20 protein-coding genes are annotated in these 25,125 nt (G+C 41.5%); 12 read left to right on the top strand and 8 right to left on the bottom strand.

What is annotated here, in order from left to right; all coding sequences use genetic code 11:
* The first annotated feature begins 93 nt into the window (after window positions 1–93).
* The 3 genes from MHN79_RS02125 (at window position 94) to cdd (ending at window position 2,269) form a co-directional block, all read left to right on the top strand.
* A complete protein-coding gene (locus tag MHN79_RS02125) occupies window positions 94–459 on the top strand; it encodes a CidA/LrgA family protein (RefSeq protein ID WP_239171486.1) in 366 nt (121 codons plus the stop codon).
* Complete coding sequence (locus MHN79_RS02120) at window positions 459–1,136, top strand: CidB/LrgB family autolysis modulator (RefSeq protein ID WP_239171485.1); 678 nt, start codon at window positions 459–461, stop codon at window positions 1,134–1,136. The genes MHN79_RS02125 and MHN79_RS02120 overlap by 1 nt, the downstream gene beginning before the upstream one ends.
* Before the next feature lie 245 nt (window positions 1,137–1,381).
* Complete coding sequence (gene cdd / locus MHN79_RS02115; RefSeq protein ID WP_239171484.1) at window positions 1,382–2,269, top strand: cytidine deaminase; 888 nt, start codon at window positions 1,382–1,384, stop codon at window positions 2,267–2,269.
* Window positions 2,270–2,314: 45 nt separating this feature from the next.
* Here cdd and MHN79_RS02110 read toward each other — a convergent pair whose 3' ends face one another.
* From MHN79_RS02110 to MHN79_RS02100, 3 genes are all read right to left on the bottom strand, one after another.
* Window positions 2,315–3,517, bottom strand: a complete 1,203-nt coding sequence (locus MHN79_RS02110) for an HD-GYP domain-containing protein (RefSeq protein ID WP_239171483.1) — start codon at window positions 3,515–3,517, stop codon at window positions 2,315–2,317.
* A 214-nt stretch (window positions 3,518–3,731) separates the two neighbouring features.
* Window positions 3,732–5,216, bottom strand: a complete 1,485-nt coding sequence (locus MHN79_RS02105) for an RICIN domain-containing protein (RefSeq protein ID WP_239171482.1) — start codon at window positions 5,214–5,216, stop codon at window positions 3,732–3,734.
* 578 nt (window positions 5,217–5,794) lie between these two features.
* Window positions 5,795–6,442 (bottom strand): thiopurine S-methyltransferase, encoded by a 648-nt coding sequence (locus tag MHN79_RS02100; protein WP_239171481.1) that lies wholly within the window; start codon window positions 6,440–6,442, stop codon window positions 5,795–5,797.
* A 315-nt stretch (window positions 6,443–6,757) separates the two neighbouring features.
* Between MHN79_RS02100 and MHN79_RS02095 the strand changes: the two genes are divergently transcribed.
* The 3 genes from MHN79_RS02095 to MHN79_RS02085 all read left to right on the top strand — a co-directional run bounded on the left by MHN79_RS02095 (window position 6,758) and on the right by MHN79_RS02085 (window position 9,188).
* Entirely contained in the window at window positions 6,758–7,531 is a 774-nt protein-coding gene (locus MHN79_RS02095) for a phosphoribosylglycinamide formyltransferase (protein ID WP_152430292.1), read from the top strand.
* 45 nt (window positions 7,532–7,576) lie between these two features.
* Window positions 7,577–8,044, top strand: coding sequence for an ASCH domain-containing protein (locus MHN79_RS02090; protein WP_239171480.1), 468 nt, complete (start codon window positions 7,577–7,579; stop codon window positions 8,042–8,044).
* A 148-nt stretch (window positions 8,045–8,192) separates the two neighbouring features.
* Window positions 8,193–9,188 (top strand): DUF3187 family protein, encoded by a 996-nt coding sequence (locus MHN79_RS02085; RefSeq protein WP_239171479.1) that lies wholly within the window; start codon window positions 8,193–8,195, stop codon window positions 9,186–9,188.
* Here the strand turns inward: MHN79_RS02085 and MHN79_RS02080 are convergent.
* Window positions 9,185–9,928 (bottom strand): sporulation protein, encoded by a 744-nt coding sequence (locus tag MHN79_RS02080; RefSeq protein WP_239171478.1) that lies wholly within the window; start codon window positions 9,926–9,928, stop codon window positions 9,185–9,187. The two genes, MHN79_RS02085 and MHN79_RS02080, sit on opposite strands and share 4 nt — an antisense overlap.
* A gap of 202 nt (window positions 9,929–10,130) precedes the next feature.
* Between MHN79_RS02080 and hutC the strand changes: the two genes are divergently transcribed.
* The 5 genes from hutC (at window position 10,131) to hutH (ending at window position 16,522) form a co-directional block, all read left to right on the top strand.
* Window positions 10,131–10,844 carry a histidine utilization repressor gene (gene hutC, locus MHN79_RS02075; RefSeq protein ID WP_239171477.1) on the top strand — a complete coding sequence of 238 codons (714 nt, stop codon included), beginning with the start codon at window positions 10,131–10,133 and terminating at the stop codon, window positions 10,842–10,844.
* Between the two features lie 174 nt (window positions 10,845–11,018).
* Window positions 11,019–12,182, top strand: a complete 1,164-nt coding sequence (gene hutI / locus MHN79_RS02070) for an imidazolonepropionase (RefSeq protein ID WP_239171521.1) — start codon at window positions 11,019–11,021, stop codon at window positions 12,180–12,182.
* Window positions 12,175–13,173: a formimidoylglutamase gene (gene hutG / locus MHN79_RS02065; RefSeq protein ID WP_239171476.1), complete on the top strand. Its 999-nt coding sequence runs from the start codon at window positions 12,175–12,177 to the stop codon at window positions 13,171–13,173. Before hutI ends, hutG begins: the two co-directional genes overlap by 8 nt.
* 92 nt (window positions 13,174–13,265) lie before the next feature.
* Entirely contained in the window at window positions 13,266–14,963 is a 1,698-nt protein-coding gene (gene hutU / locus MHN79_RS02060; RefSeq protein WP_239171475.1) for a urocanate hydratase, read from the top strand.
* Window positions 14,964–14,983: 20 nt separating this feature from the next.
* Window positions 14,984–16,522 carry a histidine ammonia-lyase gene (hutH, locus tag MHN79_RS02055; RefSeq protein WP_239171520.1) on the top strand — a complete coding sequence of 513 codons (1,539 nt, stop codon included), beginning with the start codon at window positions 14,984–14,986 and terminating at the stop codon, window positions 16,520–16,522.
* A 49-nt stretch (window positions 16,523–16,571) separates the two neighbouring features.
* Here hutH and MHN79_RS02050 read toward each other — a convergent pair whose 3' ends face one another.
* Complete coding sequence (locus MHN79_RS02050; RefSeq protein ID WP_239171474.1) at window positions 16,572–17,408, bottom strand: ADP-ribosyltransferase; 837 nt, start codon at window positions 17,406–17,408, stop codon at window positions 16,572–16,574.
* A gap of 18 nt (window positions 17,409–17,426) precedes the next feature.
* Entirely contained in the window at window positions 17,427–20,072 is a 2,646-nt protein-coding gene (locus MHN79_RS02045) for an ELKS/Rab6-interacting/CAST family protein (protein WP_239171473.1), read from the bottom strand.
* 715 nt (window positions 20,073–20,787) lie between these two features.
* On the opposite strand from MHN79_RS02045, the gene MHN79_RS02040 reads away from it, so the two are divergent.
* Window positions 20,788–21,513 (top strand): DUF3581 domain-containing protein, encoded by a 726-nt coding sequence (locus MHN79_RS02040; RefSeq protein WP_160927181.1) that lies wholly within the window; start codon window positions 20,788–20,790, stop codon window positions 21,511–21,513.
* A gap of 37 nt (window positions 21,514–21,550) precedes the next feature.
* Here the strand turns inward: MHN79_RS02040 and MHN79_RS02035 are convergent, their stop codons facing one another.
* The gene (locus MHN79_RS02035; protein WP_239171472.1) at window positions 21,551–22,012 is read right to left on the bottom strand and encodes an isoprenylcysteine carboxylmethyltransferase family protein; all 462 of its coding nucleotides are present in this window, start codon (window positions 22,010–22,012) and stop codon (window positions 21,551–21,553) included.
* 65 nt (window positions 22,013–22,077) lie between these two features.
* On the bottom strand, window positions 22,078–25,110 hold the full coding sequence (locus MHN79_RS02030; RefSeq protein ID WP_239171471.1) for an FAD-binding and (Fe-S)-binding domain-containing protein: 3,033 nt from the start codon (window positions 25,108–25,110) through the stop codon (window positions 22,078–22,080).
* Between the last annotated feature and the right edge of the window lie 15 nt (window positions 25,111–25,125).

Genomic DNA, 25,125 nt, shown 5'->3' with positions numbered 1-25,125 from the left:
ACTCAGGCATGCAAAATCAGCAAATACACTAGACAACAGCCTCTAGTGTATTTGTGTTTATAGTTAAGTTGAAATTGTTAGACGGAACTCATCATGACAGCAACAATTCTCAAATATGTCGTCTCTATGGGGCTGATCTTTCTGTGTTTGCTCATAGGTAATGGGGTTCAACCCCTCCTTGGTACTTCCATACCCAGTAGCATTATAGGCATGCTAATTCTTTTTGTACTTCTCAGTAGTGGAATCGTTCCTTCTGAATGGGTGCGTTCTAGCGCCACTTTGTTCATTCGCTATATGGTGTTGCTATTTGTCCCAGTAAGTGTTGGTTTAATGGAGCATTTCGATATGCTTTATGCCAATGTATTTCCTGTACTTGCCAGTGTTATTGGCGGCAGTTTCATTGTACTCATCACATTGGGCTTGATGCTTGATCGCATGCTCAAAGAGGGCAACAAATAATGTGGTTAATCTTAACCTTGACCGTATTTTTATCAGCCCGATGGATTAGCCAAAAGGTAAAAAATCCATTGATGAACCCACTATTGATCAGCCTTGTCATCATCATACCTTGCCTTATTTATTTCAATGTACCTTTTGATACTTACTATGAGGGAAATCAATGGATTAACTATCTACTTCAACCTGCTGTAGTCGCACTCGCTTACCCTTTATATGAGCAGCTTCCTCAGATACGTTCTAATTGGCGTATTATTATGCTGTCATGTGTTGTAGGCAGCGTTATGTCTATGTTTACGACTACACTTATTGCTTCCTACCTAAAAGCTGATCCGAGTCTAGTTGCCAGCCTACTAGGCAAATCAGTCACCACCCCTATCGCCATGGAAATTTCAAGCCATCTCGGCGGAGAGCCATCTATTGCTGCTATCTTGGTTATGTTGGCAGGTTTATTTGGGGCAATTTGTGCCTATCCCATCTATGGGCTGCTTAATATTACTCACCCTATTGCAAAAGGGTTGACAATGGGTACTGTCTCTCATGCACTTGGCACCGCAACCTGCGCTGAAAAAGATGGTCAGGATGCTGCTTTTAGTTCCTTAGCCTTGGTTCTATCAGGTGTCATTACATCTATTATTTCACCGCTATTTTTTACACTAGCGATCTGGTTAGCGGCATAGATTTGGTTATGAATCTTTAAATTGTATCGTTCTCAAATCAAACATGTTTATATTTACGCAATCGTTACCCTGTGTGAGATCACTCAAATAGTGTAATTTACATATGAATTACACTTTTAATAATGATCTATATCACAGTAAAAATATCCTCTTGGCATAAAATGGTCTGCCGCATCAAAGTTCGCCACATTGACAAAGAGCGTGTGGCACCGAGATGTTTAACAATGTCATCACAAGGATTTATAATGAGAAGCCGCATTGAACATGCACTCGCAGAGACACCTGCAAGCATTGCAGACTTCCTATCTCCTATTCTATTGGCTGAAAACTTTGATGCCACTCTATCAAAAGAACAATATTCTAAGCTTTTGGATTTATCGGGACTTACTGATCAAGACTTGAGAGTCGCCTTACTCCCTTTTGCCGCTGCCTATGCTCATGCTTCGATATCAAATTTTTATGTTGGCGCGATTGCTCGAGGCTTATCTGGACGTTTGTATTTCGGCGCAAACCTAGAAATTTCAGGAACTCAACTAGGCCAGACCGTGCATGCTGAGCAATCGGCCATCAGTCATGCATGGATGAAGGGTGAGAAAGGCATTTTAGATATTACCATTAACTTTAGCCCTTGCGGTCATTGCCGCCAGTTTATGAATGAACTGATCACCGCTGATAGGCTCATGATTCAGCTACCAGCTCTGAGTGAGAAACCACTTCAAAGCTATTTGCCAGATTCTTTTGGCCCCGCAGATCTTGGCGTAACTTCTGGTTTAATGGCTGACACTGATCACCAACTTGTATCTGAACACAATGATGAAATGATTGCATCGGCGGTCGCTGCGCTAAATAAAAGCTACGCACCATACACAAAGAATCATAGTGGAGTCAGCATCAAGATTAAAGGTGGCAAAATTTACCAAGGCGCCTACGCTGAGAATGCTGCTTTCAATCCTAGTTTGCCCCCGCTTCAAGTCGCACTTTGTCAGCTCCTACTAGATGGAAAGTCGTTTAGCCAGATAGAATCAGTCGCATTGGCAGAAAAACTGGATGGTTCATGCAGTCATTTAGATACAACACAAACTACTTTGGACACTATCGATCCCGACATTCCATTAAGCTATTTAAGCCTTTGATATATTGAGGACAGAGGTGGATAAAAACCACCTTTGTCTAATTGATCAAACATCGAAGAATGACCTGGCATCAATCTCCAAATCGCATGGTGCGATTGCCTTCTCAATTTTGTATCGTTTATCCTTTAAGTCAATGAACTTAACATCAATAAATCTTTTATACTTGCGCGAGTAAAAGCACTTCACTTCCGGTTTTAAAGGATCACTCACATTCGATGTCCACACGATTCCAACTTTTCCATCGTTTAACTCAACAATCGCACCAACAGGATAAACTCCAACGCAGTTTATGAACTTATAAACCAAGTCTTTGTCTAGGTGAAAAGGGGTCAGAGAAAGTAAAACCTTGAATGCATCAGCCGAACTCATGCCTTCTTTGTAACATCGGTCGGCAGTCAGAGCATCATATATATCCACAATGCAACTCATGCGGCCATGCAACGGGATTTCGTCTCCTTTCAGCCCATTTGGATAGCCTTTTCCATCAAGCTTTTCATGGTGCATCAAACAAACATCACGACTGATGGGGCTGATCCCTTCCACTTCGGAAATAATTTGTTCCGCATACACTTGGTGGAGCTTCATATGCTCAAACTCTTCCGGCGTTAGTTTTCCTTTCTTATGTAATACCTTATCATCAACTTTTATTTTACCAACATCATGAATAATACCGCCTATCGCCATCTCCTTGAGCATATCACTTGGTAACTCTAAGAACTTACCAAATGTCACTAGCAAGGTAGCTACATTAACTGAGTGCTCAAGTAGATACTCATCCTTGTTTCTTAGCGCAGACACACAATGAAGCGCATCCGTATCGTCAAGCGCTTCACTAATCAAGTCTTCAGCCCAACGTTCAAGATCAGGAACAATAAGCGCAGTATCATCAAAAGTATCATGCAAAAGCTTATTCGCTAATTCTTTGGCGTCGCGGATTATCTTAGCGGCTGTCGACTGTCTTACCTTGCGACTCGATAACTTGCGTTTAGCCGTTGTTACCATGCGAGGAATATTATCGGACAAACCATCACCAACGGGTTTAAATACACTACCTTCAATAGAAAGGCTCTGATCCACCCAAGCGAATTTAATCCCACTACTTTCTAACTGTTGAATTGCTTTCTTTGACGATACCCTTCCGGCATGGGCAAGATGCACACGCTCACTATCTTCAATCGCGGTTACAAACATCCCAACAGTAAGCGTTTTAATGGGGATCTTTATCGAGTTATCAGGGTCAAACTTCATGAAGTCACTTCACCAATCGATAGTAATGATATAAATATAATTTAAATTATAAACTCAATTTATTTCAGTCACTGGAAAGTTAACGTGATTCCATTGGTACAGGAAACCAGAGGCACATAAGTGGAGTGAATTATATGCATGTCAAATTCAAACCCAACAAATACTTATCTATTGAGTTTGAATCGATCGCTTTTGCTGTCTTACCTACTATTTGTTATTCAATGGTGCTGCACAAACAGGTAGCGGTACCAAAATCAGCAAATCGACTGGTGAACTGCGTCCCGTTAGGCTTGGCTTCATCATAATTTACCTTGAGTACACTAGGCTCACCTTGGGATGCATCAATTAAGCTGATTGACTGATCTGCATTGATGGTAAACAAGACATCGTTAGTAAATCGATCAGGCTCTTCCCAATACCACACCTGAGTATTGGGAGCGTAATCATCACTGCATTGATCACTCAGACTGAGCTGTTCATCTGACGTATCAAGACAGAGTCCAAGATCGGCAACACTACGGTAACGTTTCTCTTGATCATAAACAAAAGCTTGCGACTTACTTCCTTCGACACATTGCTTAAACGACAGCTGGTAATTTGGTTCAACCGTCAGACACATAGCATCGTCTTGACTCAAGTAGACAGATTTAATTGTTACAGCGTCACTACCAAGAAACCATGGACTGTCCCAATCGACCAATATAGTGAAATCGTCGCTGTATTCTCGTTGTTCAAAATTACGATCTTCTCTCCAACTGTGATGCCTACCTGATGAAAATAACTCATTAGAAATGATGTACCTCCTACCAAGAAACATACGATTTTGACCAAACAAAGCAAGTGTGTTTACTGTTGATCGAATATTAATGGTTGAAAAGCCTGTCACCAAAGGTTTGGCCGCAATTTTAGCCACAAAATCGGGACGTAAGCCCTGTAAAGAAAGTGGATTCCTATCTTTAAGCTTACTAAAATCCCATGGCTTATCCATTGATGTAGCCCAATCCCAACACCAACCATCTGCCGTACCCAAACTACAAAATCCTTCTTCAGGATTTAAATGCGATCCGTAAGTATTATTGAGATATTTAAGCTGGTATCCATATCTGTGAGCTTCGGTTTTTAAGCCAAATTGTTTACTACTATTGATTTGATATTTGTTTGTAAGACGATATTCTATGTTTTGAATCGGTAACTTTGGAGCGAGACCCAGCCCAAGTTTTATGGAAGAGGTCGTTTCTTTTTCTATCCGAGTATCTGTCTGGTCTTGCATCTTTGGCTCGAGATCATTCAGATAAATATCACCATTATCTAACCGTTCACTCTCATTAACTCTAATGTCAATACTTGCTGAATCTATATACTCTCGGTAAACATAACTGGTATGACTATTTTTTTTCCAAGATGCATAGATATCCTCTTCATCTCCCATATTAAGCCCAGCACCTTCATCTAATATAATTTCGACAAATTTATCTTTGTCACCAAACTTATAAAAGTATGGAGATTTTCTATAGTATCTAACTTTAAATTTTAAGTTTGTATGTCCTTTACCATCTCTACCAATAGAAAACCGTCGATGAAATGCAAATTCGATAATTTGCGAATTGTTAACGTTTGTACTTACTCGTTCTGATTTCAATATCTTGTGAACCCGCTGATTAACAATACTAACAATATAATCTAAATCTCTTTCTTCCATTATATATATTTGGCGAAGACTTATGTTTTTGGGGCTTGTGATTAGGGTATACGGAGAGCTAAAGCCAATACCTAATATCTTGTTAGTAAATATTTGTCTTTCAATAGAAGAAATGTTGGCTAAATCGAGGAAATAATAGCTACATTGATCTGGATACTCATTTTCATATCCAAATAGAGTGCACCTATCTACATCAAGACTACTCTTATCGTCTTTGGAATGGGCCTGATGAGTAGAAAACACTAACATAATTAGTATAATAATTCGGTTAAGATATTTAATCATCACTGTTTTCTCTAATATACATTGCTGTTTCAGTCAAAAATATACTTGGAAAAAACATCCATCAACAATTATTTAACATCTTAGATCACATACGAAAAAATTTATATTATTATAAAAATATAGATTATTCATTCCAATGAACAGTGTAAGGAATTGTATATACTTTATTATATTAGAAAAAATTAGTCGCTACGCATAGTTTAATCTCTGAATTTAACGATATTTTTATTTTTAAAGAATGAACTTTTAAGTGAGCCATAGAGTTTTATGACTCATTTGACAAAACTCAAGTTTTAACTTTCTATTAAATACACTTCTTCAGCAAACCTAGAAAGTCCATGTTTTACAACTCTTGGGTGTAATAATTCTGCTTCATCTCTGTGAAGCTTTGAGATTTTAAATTCTGAAAACAGTTTTTTTACCTCATGTTCCGTGACTGAAAAAGGTGGGCCCAACATTTCTTCCTGTTCGTATTCAGTAGTAATCAGCAGTAGGCGGCCCCCGATTTTGAGTAGACCTTTTATCCGCTCTGCATACTCAAGCCTCATTGGCTCAGGCAATGCTACCAAGGCTGCACGATCGTAAATGATATCCGCTGGCTCTATTGGGGCAGTAAAAAAGTCACCGGTATAAATGGATAGCTCATCAAATTGATATAAATCGTGCTGACCATTGACTGAAGTCACCATAGGTGTATAGAAGTGCTCTGAAAAAAAAGAACGGACTGCAATTTCACTTAATTCAACGCCCTGAATATGTGTATGTTTAGTAGCAAGCCATACTAAATCTTCAGTTTTACCACACAAAGGCACAAACACTCGATCAGATCGATTTGGGTTAGTCGCTGGCCAGAACTCAACAAGCAACGGATTGACATCTTGTAGATGAAAACCAATTTTATTTGCCGCCCATCGACTATGCCAAAACTCTGGATCTTTCATCCTCTTTCCTCTCATGATTTTCTACCTCCTTAGCCTATCTTAAACTCTTATGCAGCGGTACTTATTTTGCTGCATCATCTGTTCAGATTAGGTTCAGGTTGGACGATTATACTTGTGGTACGTTAAATGGAATGTGTTGGCGTAAGCAATTAATATTAAGTGTGACTTAGTTCTACTAATTGCACTAACACTTTGAGCATTCATTGTTTTTGTCACACTGACACCACATCTAGATACATAGGATAAATGCTTTTTGGAGACGTTAACCTTTTTCCTTCCCTTATGTCCAAGCAGCTATGAATCTAAGGAGAGTCAATGAGCCTATTTCTGCGAACAACTGCACTGATGCTTTTAATGCTCAGCCGTGCACCCGCCTTCGCCACCGTTCAAGCCGAATCCAATGTAGAGGGAAATTGCTCAACTGATCAAAACCAAGTTTGCTCAAAAGCGTTCAAGCACAACCTAAGTGGTTTATACAGCATTCAAACAACATCGACCACACCAATTCAACCTTACAGTGACTTCGATATTCTGTATAGCAAAGCTCATCAAGCTCAAGCTGAACTTGAAATGATCTGTAAAAGTGCTGCAATGCTGACCTCTACACAAGCCTATTTTTCAGGGGTTAAATCTTCTCATCGGGCAAGTGAAAAGATAGCCTTAGAACTCGATGGGCAAGTGGATAGAATCACAGATCTCGCCAGAGCCACCTTAGTGGCTGATGATATTGAAGGTTTGATCTCTCTTTATGAGGTACTGAACCGCGAAACAACCATAGTCAAAACTAAAAACCGGTTTAAAAATCCAACTGCATCAGGGTATCGCGACTTAAACATACTCGTTCAGTTACCTAAAACCAATCTGATTGCAGAAGTACAATTGCACCTAAAAGCGATTGCTGATGTAAAGAACGGGCCAGAACATGACCTTTATGAAAGTATCCAAACGATTGAACGTCAAGCGACACTTCAAAATCGCACCTTGAGTGAATTCGAATTAGCGCAAATTCGCTCTATGAGAACTGAGTCCAAAGCGCTCTATCAAAATGCATGGCAGCCATATATCACTACTCATCTAAGTGCTGCTTAACTTAATCAACACACTGTATTTTAGTTGTTAAAAAAGGAACAATACATGACACCGCAACAGGAAGCATTTCTTAATCAATATCTCGCCTCTCTTCCAAGCGACCAACGTGAAACAAGAACAGACACCATTGCTGAACATTTTTGTGCTGATGAGTACAACGCAAATCAGTGCGCAAAACTCATCAACCAAGGCATAAAAACAGCATCATGTAGCCTTAAAGAAGCATACGATATCGAAGATGAGCCCCTACCAGAAGTCGGGAGATTGGGGATTGTGTTGAATTGGCACCAAGAGCCAGTTTGCATTATCAAACTAACCGACGTTTCTATTTGTCCTTTCAATCAAGTGACGGAAGAGTTTGCGCGCCTAGAGGGTGAAGGAGATCTAAGTTACCAATGGTGGCATGATGCACATATTGAGTTTTTCACAAACTATGCAAAAGAAGTAGGAGCTAGCTTTACGCCAGAATCAGAGCTTATATTAGAGCGATTTGAAAAAGTATATCCGCTGTGAATAGACTGTCTTCCCATCGTTAAAGCACAAAGTTAATTCGCTTTACTTATAGTTCGAATATTAAAAGAATTAATAACAAATCAAATAAGCAAACGTCCGCAAGCTACACTAATCTTATAGAAGTAGAATAAGAATTAGAACAGGTCACATGAATGGCATAAAGACGTTTTGCTTTTTTCTTCTTGCAGTACTGGCATATTATGGACACGCGTCAAACATTGATTACGGTCCAGTACAAAGTTACACCCAGTCTCCATTTCATACCAACAGCCTCTCTCCGCAGATTCGGTCAGGCTTTTCGATGGACAAAAGCCAAGTGGAGTTGTTCGGAACTGGAACCATCTCAAGTATCTGGGCAGTAACACCAGAGTACAAGCTCGATTATTACCAAAATCAAATAGCGATTGGTGGAAAGTGGCAACCTCACCAAGAGTGGCAGTTTGAAATGAATTACCGATGGAACTACGCCGGAAATAACCATCTGGATCGCCTTACCATCTCGTTTCATGATTGGTTTAACATTGACCAAAATGGCCGTGAAGATGTAGACAATGATCAGTTCATTATCGATATACCAGAGTATGGGATTGAACTTGAAGACTTTCGCGGCGAGAGCTTAAGCCACGCTTTAACGAGTTATGTACAATATCAAATTGCAGCAAAACAGCATCATGGCCTGTCTGTGGGGGTATCTCTGTATTACAACAATACCAACCACGGTATTTTTTCGTCTTCAGAATTTGAGCAAGCCGTCCAGTTGAACTATGGATATCGCCGGAATAAACACTCCTTAGATGCCATATTAGCATTTACATACCGAAACACGCCGACGGTGTTCAAAGAAATGCCCTACCGTCCAAGCACGTGGACGGTAGGAGCCAGCTATCGATATAAGATTTTCGAAAAACACCACCTGATCGGCCAACTGGTAGTCCATGAAGGCGTATCAAGTGGCGACGATGAATTTTCCAAACCCTCTACTGAGTTTACTTTTGGATATCGGTACCAAATGGACAACTCCTCACTAGAATTGACGGCGATTGAAAACATGTTCAATGCGGACAACAGTACCGATATCGCATTCGGTATTGGATATCGCTACCGTTTTGGTTCCCGAGACGACAGCTTATCAGAACACCCTTAAACTGACAGAATTTGATTTACTGCTGAAAGTATCTCTGAGTGACTCGCATTTCGGTCTAGCGAAAAAGAAATATACTGGTCCCCACGAAAACTTAAAGAACGATCAACCTCAGCTAGACAGTGAACAGTGTTCATATCCAATATAAAGGACAGTTCTATTTCTTTTTTGTTAATCATGCCGCTATTTCTAAATTCAATCTCTTGATAACAGCCCGATTTTGATGAAAAGTTACCGCCATTTAAATATCCTTTTTCAACATCAGCTTTAACCATACTAAAACCCGAGTTCTCAATTGCAGAAATGAGATTAGCAACGACAGGTAAGGCCTTAATTTCAAAAAAATCTCTGTCTTTAGGGTCAATAGCAAAGTCAATATCAAGGCTGGTTTCAAGCCACACATGGCATTGATTGTTTATCGTATTCAGAGATGTGATGGGTGTTTCAGGATCAAGCTTAAACTGAAATGGCACTTGCTTGTTTTCACCAGCATGAATCGTAAATGGCTGCACAGCCTGCAAAGTTCCTAAGGTAAAGTTCTGGTAGCTCGTGCCTTCTTCACCTTCTACTTTAACTTCTGTGCAAAGTTTTAAATTAATTGCATCAATCTGTTGATCAACGTCCCCACCTTGGATGTGCACTATCCCGTTTAGAGTATCGCCTTGTGTATATGACATACTATCGAGAACTGTATCAACCTTCGCAGCACCAATACCTAATGATGCTTTTAACTGACCAAACATGGTGTTTCCTTTTTTATGTTAATGGTTATGTTTGATTATCATGTTTAGTAAATTTACCGCAAGTGATTTATTTAATAGATATATCATAAAGACATTCAATTCATATAATCAATCCATCAATAGATAAACAACAACCAGAGTTGCAATTAATTCAAAAATAAATCACTATTTGTATAGTCAAATATGATTGAGCTATAAGATAATGAATCAGTCACCTTTATACCTTCAAATAAAGCAGTACATCAGTGATAAAATTGAATCTGCGCAGTGGCCCGTTGGACATCGTATTCCAACAGAATTAGAGCTGACTGAGCAATTCAAAGTGAGTCGTATGACAGTCAATAAAGCAGTACGTGATCTGGTAGCAGAAGGTAAACTTCAGAGAAAACCGAGACTTGGTACCTTCGTTTGCACCTCGGACGATAAAGCCGAGTCACCTTTACTCGATATCCAAAACATCGCAGAAGAAGTCAGAGTTCGAGGAAAAAAATACTCCAGTAAAGTGCTTCAGCAAATCGCATTACGTGCAGATGACTCGGTTGCAACAAAGCTTGGCGTTATGTTGAACAGCCCTGTTTTCTATAGCGAAATTATTCATTTAGAAGACGATTTACCAATTCAATATGAGCTTCGTTGGGTCAACAGCGTCTATGCTCCTGGGTACCTTGATCAAGATTTTACTCAAATCACACCCAATGAGTATCTTTCCGATAACTGTCCATTAAATGCAATAGAACACACTGTTGAAGCAATAGCTGCATGTGATCATGTCCGAAGTGCTTTAAAAATGGGGCTCAATGAACCCTGCTTATTACTCAATAGAAGAACTTGGAGTGACAACCGACTTGTCAGCTCAGCACTTTTATACCACCCCGGTACTCGCTATAAATTAAGTTCAAAAGTTCTTCTTACTTAACAAATTAAAAATCTTTTGATCACAGTTTTCTAATAATCTTCTTGATCAAATTATTGTCCTTAACATATATTTGTATATACATTTAAATATATGGACGATAATATAATGCATGGTAACTCAACACCTCACGACCAACATCAAGAGCTGTTACTCACTAACGCTAGACTAGTTACCATGATATCGGGCGAACAAGGCTACTCTGTATCTCAACCCACTACTTTATACATCAAGTCGGGTAAACTGAATGGCTTAACTAACGGACTTCCCTCCAACATCAAAACTTACGACTGTAATAACAAACTCATCACTCCCGGCTTTATCGATTGCCACACACACCTCGTTTACGCAGGAAATCGTGCGAACGAATTTGAAATGCGCTTAAATGGCGTCCCCTACTCAGACATAGCAAAGCAAGGCGGTGGAATTCTTTCTACGGTCAAAGCCACTCGAAATGCCACTCTAGAAGAATTAGTCGAGTATGCTTTGCCTCGTCTTGATGGGCTTATTCGTTCAGGAGTGACTACCGTTGAAGTCAAATCTGGCTATGGGCTGACTTTAACAGATGAAATAAAGATGCTGCGTGCAGCAAAAGCATTACAACATCATCGTAAGGTTAACATTGTCACTACTTTACTTGCTGCCCATGCTATTCCACCGGAATATCAAGGTAAGGCCGATGATTATATCCAACTCATATGCCAAGAAATTATTCCACTAGTGGCTGAAGAGAAACTTGCATCCAGTGTCGATGTATTCTGCGAATCTATTGGGTTTAATTTAGAACAAACCGAAAAAGTATTTATCGCAGCTAAACAATATGGTTTGGATGTCAAAGGTCATACTGAACAATTATCAAACTTAGGTGGAACCGCTTTAACAGCTCAATATCAAGGGCTATCGGCTGATCATATTGAATACTTGGACGAGGAAGGGGTTGAAATTCTAGCCAATTCCGACACTGTAGCAACTCTTTTACCTGGCGCTTTTTACTTTTTAAGAGAAACTAAGCTGCCTCCAATCTCACTTCTGCGTCAGTATAAGATTCCGATGGCGATTGCAACTGATGTGAACCCAGGCACCTCACCTTTCTCAGATTTGACTATGATGATGAATATGGGGTGTACACTTTTCGGGCTAACACCTGAAGAGACGCTGCGCGGAGTAACCTGTAATGCAGCAAAAGCACTTGGGCTTGGAGACGTTAAAGGCCAGATCCGTGATGGATTTGACGCAGACCTCGCCATTTGGGATGTGGAGCATCCAGCAGATTTTAGCTATCAGCAGGGAATAGCAAGACTGTCAGCTCGAGTCATTAATGGAGAAGTTGATCATGTCTAATCTACCAATAACAAATCAAGAGTTTCACTGGCAAGGGCGCCATGACCAAGAAGATGGTGCTTTAGGCAAACGTGTTCACCACATTATCAAGCAGCTGCAAGTCAAAGATTTAGAGCCCTACCGTAATGCTGTGAGTATATTAGGATTTGCGTGTGATGCCGGTGTTGCTCGTAATAAAGGACGTATTGGCGCCCGCAAAGCCCCAGATTTAATTCGACGAGCATTAGCCAATATGGCATGGCACAAAGAGAGTGCCGTGATCGATCTTGGTAACATAGTGTGTGAAGACGATTTACTCGAACAATATCAATCGGAATGTGCTGATGTCATTGCCGCAGCTTTACACTCCACACCTGTCATTACATTGGGGGGCGGCCATGAAGTTGCTTGGGCATCGTTTCTCGGACTCGCTCGCTACTTTGAGTACCTTAACCCAGCCAAAGCGCCTAAAATTGGCATAATCAACTTCGATGCGCACTTCGACTTGAGAGCCTTCGAAAGCAGTAACGCCGACATCAGGCCTAGCTCAGGAACTCCATTTAATCAGATTCATGATTATTGCCTCAAAAATAATTGGCCATTCCATTATGCATGTTTAGGGGTTAGCCGTGCGAGTAATACTCAAGCCCTATTTGAAAGAGCCAAAGACCTCAACGTATGGTTTGTCGAAGATAAAGACCTAGCGCACTTAAACCACATTTATCATCTTACCCAGTTGCAGCACTTTATCGACAAATGTGACTACATCTATCTTACGATCGATCTCGATGTATTTCCTGCAGCAACAGCGCCAGGGGTCAGTGCACCAGCTGCCAGAGGCGTTAGTATGGATACAATGGCTCTATTCCTCGACAGAATCTTACACTACAAAAAAAAATTAGTGATTGCTGATATTGCTGAATACAACCCTACTTATGATGTCGACAGCCAAACTGCTCGCCTTGCAGCACGACTTTGCTGGGACATAGCTAACGCTTTTTCTGAAAAATAACCAATAGATACATAGCGGGTAATGTACACAGAAGCACTACTTTTGTGTCGGTCGCGCACAAATAAATAAAGTGAAACACAAGGAATTAACTTATGACGGAACGTCAATCTGAAGATATACGCCTCGATACTAACCGTACCATTCGAGCCCCACAGGGGACGAAACTAAGAGCAAAGTCATGGCTAACTGAAGCGCCACTTCGCATGTTGATGAACAATCTCGATCCTGAGGTTGCAGAGCATCCTCACGCGCTGGTTGTGTATGGTGGAATCGGACGCGCAGCTCGCAATTGGGAGTGTTTTGATAAAATCGTAGAAGTACTTGAAAGGCTCGAAGAAGATCAAACCTTATTAGTTCAATCTGGTAAACCTGTTGGTGTCTTCCCAACTCATAAAAATGCACCCAGAGTATTAATAGCCAACTCTAATCTCGTTCCTCATTGGGCTAATTGGGAACATTTTAATGAGTTGGATAAACAAGGCCTGATGATGTACGGCCAAATGACAGCAGGTAGCTGGATTTATATCGGTTCACAAGGCATTGTCCAGGGCACATACGAAACTTTTGTTTCAGTGGCGAAAAAGCACTTTGGCGGCGAAGCAAAAAATCGTTGGGTCCTAACAGGCGGCCTTGGCGGAATGGGAGGAGCGCAACCTCTAGCTGCTACTATGGCGGGCTTTTCTATGATTGCCGTAGAATGTGATGAATCACGCATAGACTACCGCCTGCGTACTGGTTACGTCGACAAGAAAGCGACAAATTTAGATGAAGCCCTTGCGATTATTTATGAGTCAGAACATCCGATTTCTGTCGGCTTACACGCCAACGCAGCCGATGTCTTTCCAGAGCTTGTTGAGCGTAACATCACGCCAGATGTTGTCACTGACCAGACATCTGCTCATGACCCATTGAACGGATACTTACCCATTGGCTGGTCGATGAGCCACGCAGCAGAAATGCGCCTAAAAGAACAAGCAACTGTGGTAAAAGCGGCCAAAGAGTCCATGGCCATCCAAGTTAGAGCAATGTTGGAGCTTCAAAAGCGTGGAGCTGCGACGCTTGATTATGGAAATAACATTCGTCAAATGGCGCTTGAGGAAGGCGTCGAGAATGCCTTTGACTTTCCTGGTTTCGTTCCCGCTTACATTCGACCGCTATTTTGTGAAGGCATTGGGCCATTCCGCTGGGCTGCCCTTTCAGGAGAGCCTGAGGACATCTACAAAACCGATCAGAAGGTGAAAGAACTGATTCCCGACAACCCTCACCTACACAATTGGCTAGATATGGCCAGAGAGCGTATTCAATTCCAAGGCTTGCCCGCTCGGATTTGTTGGGTAGGTTTAAAGGACCGAGAACGTCTAGGCCAAGCCTTTAATGAAATGGTAAAAAATGGCGAGCTCAAAGCGCCTATCGTGATAGGTAGAGACCACCTAGACTCTGGTTCAGTTGCAAGCCCTAACAGAGAAACCGAAGGCATGATGGATGGCTCAGATGCTGTTTCAGATTGGCCTCTACTTAATGCTCTTCTTAATACTGCTGGTGGCGCTACATGGGTTTCTCTTCACCATGGCGGAGGCGTAGGCATGGGCTTTTCACAACATTCAGGAATGGTGATCTGCTGTGATGGTACTGACGATGCTTCTCAGCGCATTGCGCGTGTTCTACACAACGACCCAGCAACGGGGGTCATGCGCCATGCCGATGCAGGCTACGACATTGCCAAACAATGCGCAGCAGAGCAAGGGTTAGATCTTCCGTTGCTTAATAAAGAGTTGAGCAAACTCAAATAATAAAGGTGAACCAAGGAAATATCAGAATGTTTAATTTAACGCTAAAACCAGGCAGCATTAGCTTAAAACAACTGCGCCATGTAAGTCGGTCATCACTAAAACTTTCTCTCGATGCAGAAGCAATTCCCGCAATTGAAGAAAGCACCAAAATCGTTGAGCAAGTCATTGCAGAAAACCGCACTGTTTATGGCATAAATACTGGTTTTGGGCTTCTTGCCAATACTCGTATTGCTCCCGAAGATCTTGAAACCCTGCAAAAAAGTATTGTTCTTTCACACGCAGCTGGCATAGGTGAATTGATGTCGGATGAAACAGTGCGTCTGATGATGGTATTAAAAGTCAATAGCCTCGCACGCGGCTTCTCTGGCATACGTCTATCTGTCATACAAGCCTTGATAGACCTAATCAATGCCGAAGTCTACCCTTGTGTACCACAAAAAGGATCTGTCGGAGCTTCTGGCGACCTCGCACCCCTGGCTCATATGAGCACAGTATTACTAGGAGAAGGTCAAGCTCGTCATAAAGGCAAAATTATTTCGGGGCTGGAGGCAATGAAGATCGCAGATCTTGAGCCGATAACACTGGCACCTAAAGAAGGGCTAGCATTGCTTAATGGGACTCAAGCTTCAACCGCTTTCGCATTAGAAGGACTGTTTGCTGCTGAAGATTTATTTGCATCTGCAACCACATGTGGTGCTATGTCTGTTGAAGCAGCGCTGGGTAGCCGTCGACCTTTTGATCCACGTATTCACCGAGTTCGCGGCCATCGCGGCCAAATGGATGCTGCACTTTCATACCGTGAGTTATTGGATGTGAGAAGCCAAATTGGTGACTCACATACAGGTTGTGAGAAGGTGCAAGACCCCTATTCACTTCGTTGCCAACCGCAAGTCATGGGAGCATGCCTACAGCAGATCCGCAATGCTGCCGACATTCTAGAAGTTGAGTCCAATGCGGTATCAGACAACCCTCTGGTTTTTGCCGATGATGGCGACATTATCTCTGGAGGTAACTTTCATGCAGAACCTGTCGCTATGGCTGCGGATAATCTCGCTCTTGCAATCGCAGAGATGGGCAGTTTATCTGAGAGACGCATGGCGCTGCTCATTGATAGTGCTTTGAGCAAGCTACCTCCTTTCCTTGTCGACAATGGCGGCGTTAACTCTGGCTTTATGATTGCTCAAGTCACATCTGCCGCTTTAGCCAGTGAAAATAAAGCACTTGCTCACCCTGCATCTGTGGATAGCTTACCCACTTCCGCCAATCAAGAAGATCATGTTTCTATGGCTACCTTTGCAGGTAGACGCTTGGGTGATATGGCTGAAAACACACGTGGTATATTGGCCGTTGAATATCTTGCAGCAGCTCAAGGGCTTGATTTTAGAGCGCCGAATAAATCATCGGCAAAAGTAGAGGAAGCCAAGCAAATATTGCGAGAAAAGGTGTCTTTCTATGATAAGGATCGCTATTTTGCACCAGATATAGAGCAAGCGAACAATCTACTTTTACTCGCTGTTCACAATCATCTTCTACCCGAAAAAGTCTTACCTAGCGTTTGATTAATAATAAGTGAGTATTCGGCTGAGCTATTTGCTCAGCCGGTTTTGGTTATAAGCAGCGTAATCCTGAACGAGAACGCAGCGCGACCTCCTCGCCATTATAGCTGTCATAAACGTGAATATCTGGCTCCGCACTAACGTACTTAGCTGGATTTTTCACTTCCCTTAGTTTTATGTAGTTTTTCGTCGGAGACACTTTTTCTATTGCTTCAACACGAAAATACGTATTGGGCTTAGCTAAGATTTCCGCTTCATAATCTTTAAATGTGTATGCATTGATCGCACGACCCGATGATTTGAGCTCTATTTTAAACTGCGCGATGGAACGCTCTTGAGATGCTCCTGTTGAAGCGAAATTACGAGCGACACTCGGTATCGTTGACGTCGACAAAAACGCTTTCTCATAGAGGATATCCCCGACATTTAACTTCTCTAACAGGCTATTTTTAATTGATGAGCCTCTATAGACAGTCCCTTTATAATTTGGAAGCTTGTTTAAGGCACTACGTATATTCGACACACTCGATTTAATTGAGCCATCAAACATCGGACCCAAATAACGTTCTGGTTCACCTGCTCTCATATACTCGTTAATAACATCGTAATCAACACGGCCATAACGTTTAATAGCACTATATTCCTCTGGCAGCATTTTTCTTTCCGCTCTTGCATTATGAGCTGTAGACCACTGCATTAAGTCTTCAGCCTGCTGCGCTTCCTTTTGCGGCGTTAGCCTACGTCCTTTAAATTCAGCAAAATCTTCAGCATTTACGTAACTTTGCGTCGACAGTAATAATAGCAAAGTGAGAAGAAGTGTTTTTATATTGAGTGCCTTACCGTTTATGTATAGACGCTGTAATATGTTAAGTTCCTTAATTATATTCATATCTATTAATATCCTTTCTTAACGCCAATATTCAGGGTTATTTGGACTAAGGTCACAGCCAATGTTAAGTTCATTTTGTTTCATCACGGCAAATCGAATTGTGCTGAATAATTTAAACTGGCGACGAGTCAAGCTATCAAACCAATCAGATACGGGGGTCAACCAATAAAGACTTTCATTTGCTGACACTTGCATTAGTGCTTCTTTAAGCTGTGGATAAACAATCAAACAAGTACGACCCGGCTGGTCAGTAAACCTAGCGTTAACCTGCTTTAACTGGTTCAGTTTATTAGCCAGCTCTGAGCTGGAACCAAATAAAGCATCAATAGAAAAATGTAAGCGTGTGTCGTAGCTCATCTCATCATAATTATTAGTGGAGTAATAATAGCTTGGCTGCTCACCATCAATACTCTTGTATGTATCTAATGTTAGGTAGCGCAATTGATGGGCTGGTAAAGGTTCTGAGAAAAGACCTGTCACACCCTGTTCACCAGAAGCATAGTGTCCTGTTGAAGTATTCTGCGCATGGACAATTGAAATGTAACGATGAAAATCACCAATCTGCTCGTTTAACCACCCTTCATCATGCTGCTCAGCACGATTCAAAGCCTCAGTGATATGTGTTTTAACAATCCCTTTTGCTAAATCAAGTGTTGAGGCTAAATTAGTGACATCAAGATTAGAGTTCTTAAGCGCAGAAGCAATCAAGGGGGCATGTTTATCTAGATCAAAACTATCTGGGTATACATAACTATAAAAACCTTTAATATGGTTAGCTTGCCATTCACTCTCTAAAGCATCTGGAATCAAGCTATTTAGCTTTTCTACACGCTTTGAGTGGACGTAGTAACCTGAGTCTTTATTGCGTGTATACCAATTAGCAATGTGATGTAAAGACGAATCACGAGATAAGTTTTCTTTGCTCAGATATTCTGCTGACCACCCAGCACACGCATTACCGCTGCCACATTCAGACTCTAATGCTGATGAGGAATCAAATAGCCAGCGCAATACATTCGACTTATCCTGCTGAGCTTTTTGTACAGTTCTTTGCTTCTCTGAGAAATTTAGAATTTGCTTTTCAAACCAATCTTCTTCCTGTTGAGAACTCCATCCATTGTCGATTAAGTTTTGTAAAGAGCGATCAAACACGCGCTTAATATGGTCTTTATCTGGCATCACCATCTGTGATATCACCGCATCCTTTGATGAATCATATCGCTCAATTTCAGCGGGAATCCATGTGTATTGAGTACATCCTCTAAAATTAGGATCTCCACCTAAGATACCTATTTTAGTACACTTTCTATAGCCTTCTTGAACTACAAAATGTTTTTGACGAAGCTCGGCAGACGTTGCTGGTCGACCGAAAATACTCCGAGACATTTCATCAATCGCTACATAGTCAGCTTGCTCAATAAAATATCTATGGGCAGATTCTACCGCTCCTGATTGGAACAAGTTCTCGATGGCTTCTCGACCTTCTGCACGCATTTCTGTAATCAACCGACTCTTCATTCCCTCTAACTGCTGTGCAGCGGTTTCAACAATGCTGATTTTTGCATTTAGGACTTGTTGATATAGCCTGTGCATAGATTGACGCTCAAGTCCTTCAACACCATCATTTCTTACTCTATCGAGTAAAGACAGTGCCGCGTCTAATTGGTCTTGCTGACAATGTTGCAAATCCGCAAGCGCACGATTAGCCTGACGCTTTGAAGGGATAGCTGGTGGACGTTCATTGTTGACCTCTTGCTCAGGATAAAGCGCGAGTATAGTATCAACCTCAGTTTGACAAGATGATGCAAAGTCAGCTGAAAAAACTCTTCTTCCAGATTCTTCAAGGGACAGTTTGCTTGAGATTGACTTGTATCTCTCTTCCTCAACGGCGCTAAGCAAGGTTTCAACCAGTTGAGTCTGCCCTATAACTGCTTCTTGGTAGTACTGCTGATATTTAAGAGCGACATCTGTAGCAAAACCTTTCGCAATCCCTTCAAGCATCATTTGTTGATTTTTAGATAAGTCTGCCCAGTGTTGTTTGTCTCTTTTATCTTGCTGCGTCACAATATCATTGTGAACCTTGAAGCTGTAATGTTCACCCGCCGCAACTTTGTTCCAGCGTGAGACGAGTATTTGACGGTCTATCTCACGCTCAGGTAGCTTTAAAACACCAAACCAATCAATCAGACTCATCACAGTTGCAAAACGGTCGTAACTGGTATTGGTCTCGTCTTCAAAGGACTTGGCAACGTCATTGGCCCACAAACCAACCATGACAGCATCACCCACTGGCCCTAGCACTTCAAGTGCTCCTTTTGCCGCTCCTATTGTCGAACGACCGACTGTCTTTAACAAACTTGTCGCTTCTTCTGCTTCAAGAATCACAGTACTTGCAGGACCAGCATCAAGCAATGACGATGTCTGTGGATATACATCTTCCGCTTCGATTAATGAGGGTTTAACATCCGACTTATGCAGTGGGTTTGAGGTAAACAAATGCTCTGGTGTGATATCTTCACTGAATGCTTGATAATTTGATTTACGTAATTGGTGCAAACCTTGGCCTTCAAGCACCCCATACTCCTCACCTATATTGCAAACCTGAAACGCATTCGCGTAAGGAGACGCCATGGCACAAATGAGTGCCAGTTGTCGAAACTTCATATTTTTTCCTAATTAGATTAAAGCTGCTTTCTTCGCTATTACGAATAAATTCCTAATGGGTAGTCTTCCACACCTATTAAACTAAAATATTCGATTAGTTTATGGAATAGTAAGAAACTATTTGTTTCATAGAAATAAGGACCTAAAAAACTGGCCTAAATATAAATACAATTGATATCAATAAATAAAATGTGATGTTTATTCAAAAATATCATTAAGAAAAAAGACACGATCAAATATCTTCAACACCCTATCTATAGCTATGAATTGAATATAAAAAGCGGAAACTCTTTCCGACCTTTAACTATTAATTAAGCTTTTGGTCCTTAGTTTTTGATATAAAAATTTTAAAATTAAATAAATTCACAATAAAATTTATAAAAGACCCCTAACGTGCCTTATAAAAACACATGCTCGAAACCTGCTTATTTTTTAACAAGTGAACCATATTTGAAAATTATTTAAATCAATTGACTTATAACATATGAAACAATTAAATATAAAGTCATAACTACTGGTTATGGTTTATATCGCACAGCTTTTTAAGAGATTGCATACTTATTCTTTTGAACAAAGTCAAAGTAGCGAACTAAACTCTATTGTTCTTTCGCACGCTCAAATGAGATTGTAACTAATGGCACCTGTCACTGGATGGACCATTGAATCGAAAACCTCATATATAATTCACTTCAGTTTTGGCAAATTAGCGTAACTCATGTTTTTAAAACCTTACTTTTCAAGCAACGACAAACAGTTCGAATTCACCCGTCAGCAGGCAAGCCACTTTGCTAAGGTGGTCGCTGGTGACTTCAATCCAATTCATGATGAAGACAATAAGCGCTTCTGCGTGCCCGGAGATCTTCTGTTTGCTGTCCTGCTTAAAAAAGAAGGCGTCAGTCAGAAGATGCGGTTCGATTTCTCAGGCATGGTCGGTGAAGGCATTGCTCTTCACATTGATAATAAATGCAGCAAGCAAGCGAGTGTTGTCGATTGCAATGGTAAAGAGTACCTTCAAATGACACGCGAGGGAGATATCAATCGTGATCCCGCATTCATCGAGCATGTTGTGACAAACTATGTCCAGTTTTCGGGGATGAATTTTCCTCACATCATGGTTCCATTAATGCAAGAACAAAAGATGATGATTAATTGCCAACGTCCACTCGTGATTTACGAGAGTATGGAAGTAGAGTTTTCCCGCTTAAATATCTCTAATCCAGAAGTAGAGTTTAACGGTGCAACATTTGATGTCGAAGGCAAGCGTGGAGTGGTCACGCTAAATTTTGATTTTAAGCAAGAAACTGAAGTCGTCGGAAAAGGCATAAAAAGAATGGTCGCTAGCGGCCTAAAAGAATACAATCAAGACGATATCGATGGGCTAGTATCTCGTTTCAACGAACGTAAAAAAGCCTTTCTAGCACAGCTCAATCAAGCAGCTTAAGCTAGCAGAATAAAAGTCCCACAACCATGTGGGACTTTTATATCCAACGCCTAACACGCTGCTTATAATCCACATAGGTTGCTCCAAATAACTCCTCTAAAGCCGCTTCCTCCGGCAAAATTTGAAATCGATTAATGTAGAATACAAAAATAAATGTAATCAGCATACTTAAGATATTTTGCTGCCAATAAGCAAAACCAAACAACAAAACGAACATACTTAAGTACATTGGATTTCTAGTAAACGAAAATACACCTGTATCGACAACCTTGGACGCTTGCTTTACCTGAATAGGATTAATAGTTGTCTTCGCTTTTCTAAACTCATACACACCCGCAAAACCAACAAGCACAGATACGACAAGACATGCTATCAATACGATGTGAGCAAACGGCAAATTAACAGACAAGGTATTAAATTCTTCGCTGGTAAACTTAATCGCTAAACACAAAATGATAAAAACAAGTGGTGGAGGAAGCTTTCTTTCAAGACTTTTCATATCCCATACCAACCTGACTGACTTATATAAAAAATAGCCCAGCACAGCGTGCTGGGCCAGATGATTCACACAATCTTTAGTAGTGCTTGCAATGGATGCTGCATTTTAGTGCTATCAAACCGCTTAACCTGACTTCGACAAGAATAGCCCGTAACAAGACATCGATCTTTCGGCAACTGCTCTATCTGGAGTTTCCAACTTAAACCATAGATATCCCGCGACATTTCAAGCTTGTCGACCTCATGGCCAAAGGTTCCAGCCATACCACAACAACCCACTGGCACAGTGTTTAGGCTTGCCCCAAAATGAGTGAATATCCTGCCCCATTCTTTTTCAGCATTGGGCATTTTTGTCTTCTCAGTACAATGAGAAAACAAATACCAAGGTTGTGTTGATTTCGAAGTAGTAGCTTCAAACTCTTCGAGTCTCGGTTCTAGCCACTCGTGAACATTGAGTACTTCGAAATCCCCTCGTTTTTCTCCCAAGACTTCGTTATATTCATCCCGATAGCAAAGGACAAGTGCGGGGTCAACACCAACCATGGATAGATTGCAGTTAGCGACTTGCCGCAAAAAGTCCGCTGTAGTTTCTGCTGTGTGAGCAAATCGCTTCAAAAAGCCCTTAACGTGTTGAGCTTTGCCATTAGGCTTAAATGGCAGTAACACGGGTGTTTTTCCGAGTTTAACAAGCAGTTTTGCAAAGTCTTCGACGACATCCGCATCGTAATAGCTGGTGAACGGGTCTTGAACAATAACCACATGATTAGCCTTATCATCAGCAGATAGGCGTGTCATTTCGTCCAAATTAAATCTTTTATAGATGCTCATTCTTGCGTCAAGTGTCGGTACAGACATCAAAGGAAGATCTGTGTAGCCGACCACAGAAGTAGTCAATTTCTGTACCCAATACTGACCCAAAACACCATTTATAAGCTTCGGTGTCTTTGCCATTAACGGCAGTAGAGACTCAATATTAGCAACAAGATAGTCTTTTGCGGGGCGTTGATATCGCGAGTAGTAAATATTCAGAAATCGAGAACGAAAGCTTGGTACATCAACTTTAATCGGGCATTGGCTGGCACACGCTTTACAAGCCAAGCAACCATTCATAGCTTCCAGCACTTCATGCGAGAAATCATAGTCTCTATGCTTGGTTAGAGAATTTTTTACTCGCTCAATCATAGACTTTATCGACACTGTATCTGTAAGCGCTTTCTTCTCGAGATCAAGAATATCGATACCCTGCTCGGTGAGCTGCCTTAACCATTCCCTCACAAGGCCCGCTCGCCCTTTTGGTGAGTGGCGTCTGTCAGCCGTCACTTTCATTGAAGGGCACATGGGTGAGGACGTATCATAGTTAAAGCAAAGCCCGTTGCCATTACATTCCATCGCTTGTTTAAAACTGTCACGAACCTTTACATCGATCTGACGATCGTAATAACCCCGTTTAATCCCTGCCACTTTGACCAATTCAGCTTGGCTATCAAGAGGTGTGCAAATCTTACCTGGATTCATTTTATTATGTGGATCAAAAGCGGCTTTCACTCGCCTTAATTCCGTAAATAACTCATCGCCAAAAAACTCGGGACCATATTCAGAGCGATAGCCTTTACCATGCTCTCCCCACATCAAGCCACCGTATTTAGACACAAGCTTAACCACCTGGTCAGAGATTTCATGCATGAGCACTTCTTGCTTAGGATCGCACAAGTCCAAAGCTGGACGTACATGTAAAACCCCTGCATCAACATGACCAAACATACCATAAGACAGTGATTTAGAATCAAGCAATTGACGAAACTCAGCAATAAAATCGGCTAAGTTTTCGGGAGGTACACAAGTGTCTTCAGCAAACGCTACTGGTTTAGCACGCCCTTTAGCAGCGCCGAGTAAACCTACGGCTTTCTTTCTCATGTTGTATATCCGCCCGATACTCGATAAGTCTCGACAGACTTGATAACCTATGATCCCGGCTTCTTCACTGGCAATCATGTTGTCGAGCTTTTCGGTCAAAGCCTTGAGTTGGCGATCAACTTCCTCAACATCATGACCAGCATACTCCACCATGTTGATCCCTTGCATATCTTTACCAGGGACATCGGTCAATAAATCACTTACCGTGTGCCATACAATGTCTTGTTTGGCTAAATTCAACACGTTGGAGTCTATAGTTTCTACCGATAATGCGCTTGCTTTAACCATAAAAGGTGCATTACGCAGTGCAGAATCAAAACTGTTGTACTTAACATTCACCAAAACTCTTACTTTAGGGATCGGGGTGAGATTAAGTTTGGCTTCAGTGAGAAATGCTAAAGACCCCTCAGCACCACAGAGAACTCGGGTGATATCAAACTCGCCTGTTTGCTCGTTAATGGCGTTATTTAAATCGTATCCGGTTAAAAAACGGTTAAGTGGTGGGAATTTTGCTTTGATTTGATCTCGCTTTTCACGACATACTTTTTCGGTGACTTGCAAGGCACGATGAGCCAAACCTTCTTCATTCGGTCTACCATCAGACATATCGGATTCGAGCAACGAACCATCTGCAAAGACCGCCTGGACGGACAAAACATGATCTGACGTTTTTCCATATTTTAATGAGCCTTGTCCAGACGCATCGGTATTGATCATGCCGCCAATCGTTGCTCGGTTGCTGGTTGAAAGATCCGGTGAGAAAAAATAGCCATAAGGCCTTATGGCATCATTTAGTTGATCTTTAACAAGCCCAGTCTGAACTCTTACCCAACCCTGTTCTTGATTAATTTCAAGCACCTTGTTCATATAGCGAGAAAGGTCAACAACGATTCCTTGAGTCAAAGACTGACCATTCGTCCCAGTTCCACCGCCACGAGGCGAGAAAGTAATCCGCTCATAATTTTCTTGTGTGCTGAGCCTGCTCAATAAAACGACGTCTTGAGTCGATTTAGGATGCACAACAGCCTGAGGGAGCTGTTGATATACGCTATTATCGGTGGCGACCGCTAAACGGCTAGAATATTGACTTTCGATGTCGCCTTCAAAACCTTCATTTTTGAGGTCTTTGAGAAAACCGAGTACAAGCGGATCAACATCAGACTGTGAGTGTAATCTTGGTAACATTTGCTTCCTGCCCCT

Origin of the sequence: Vibrio sp. Of14-4 (assembly GCF_022347625.1) — a bacterium.
GTDB lineage: Bacteria > Pseudomonadota > Gammaproteobacteria > Enterobacterales > Vibrionaceae > Vibrio > Vibrio pristinus.
The sequence above is the reverse complement of the archived record's forward strand: the minus strand, read 5'-3'. Positions and strand labels throughout refer to the sequence as shown.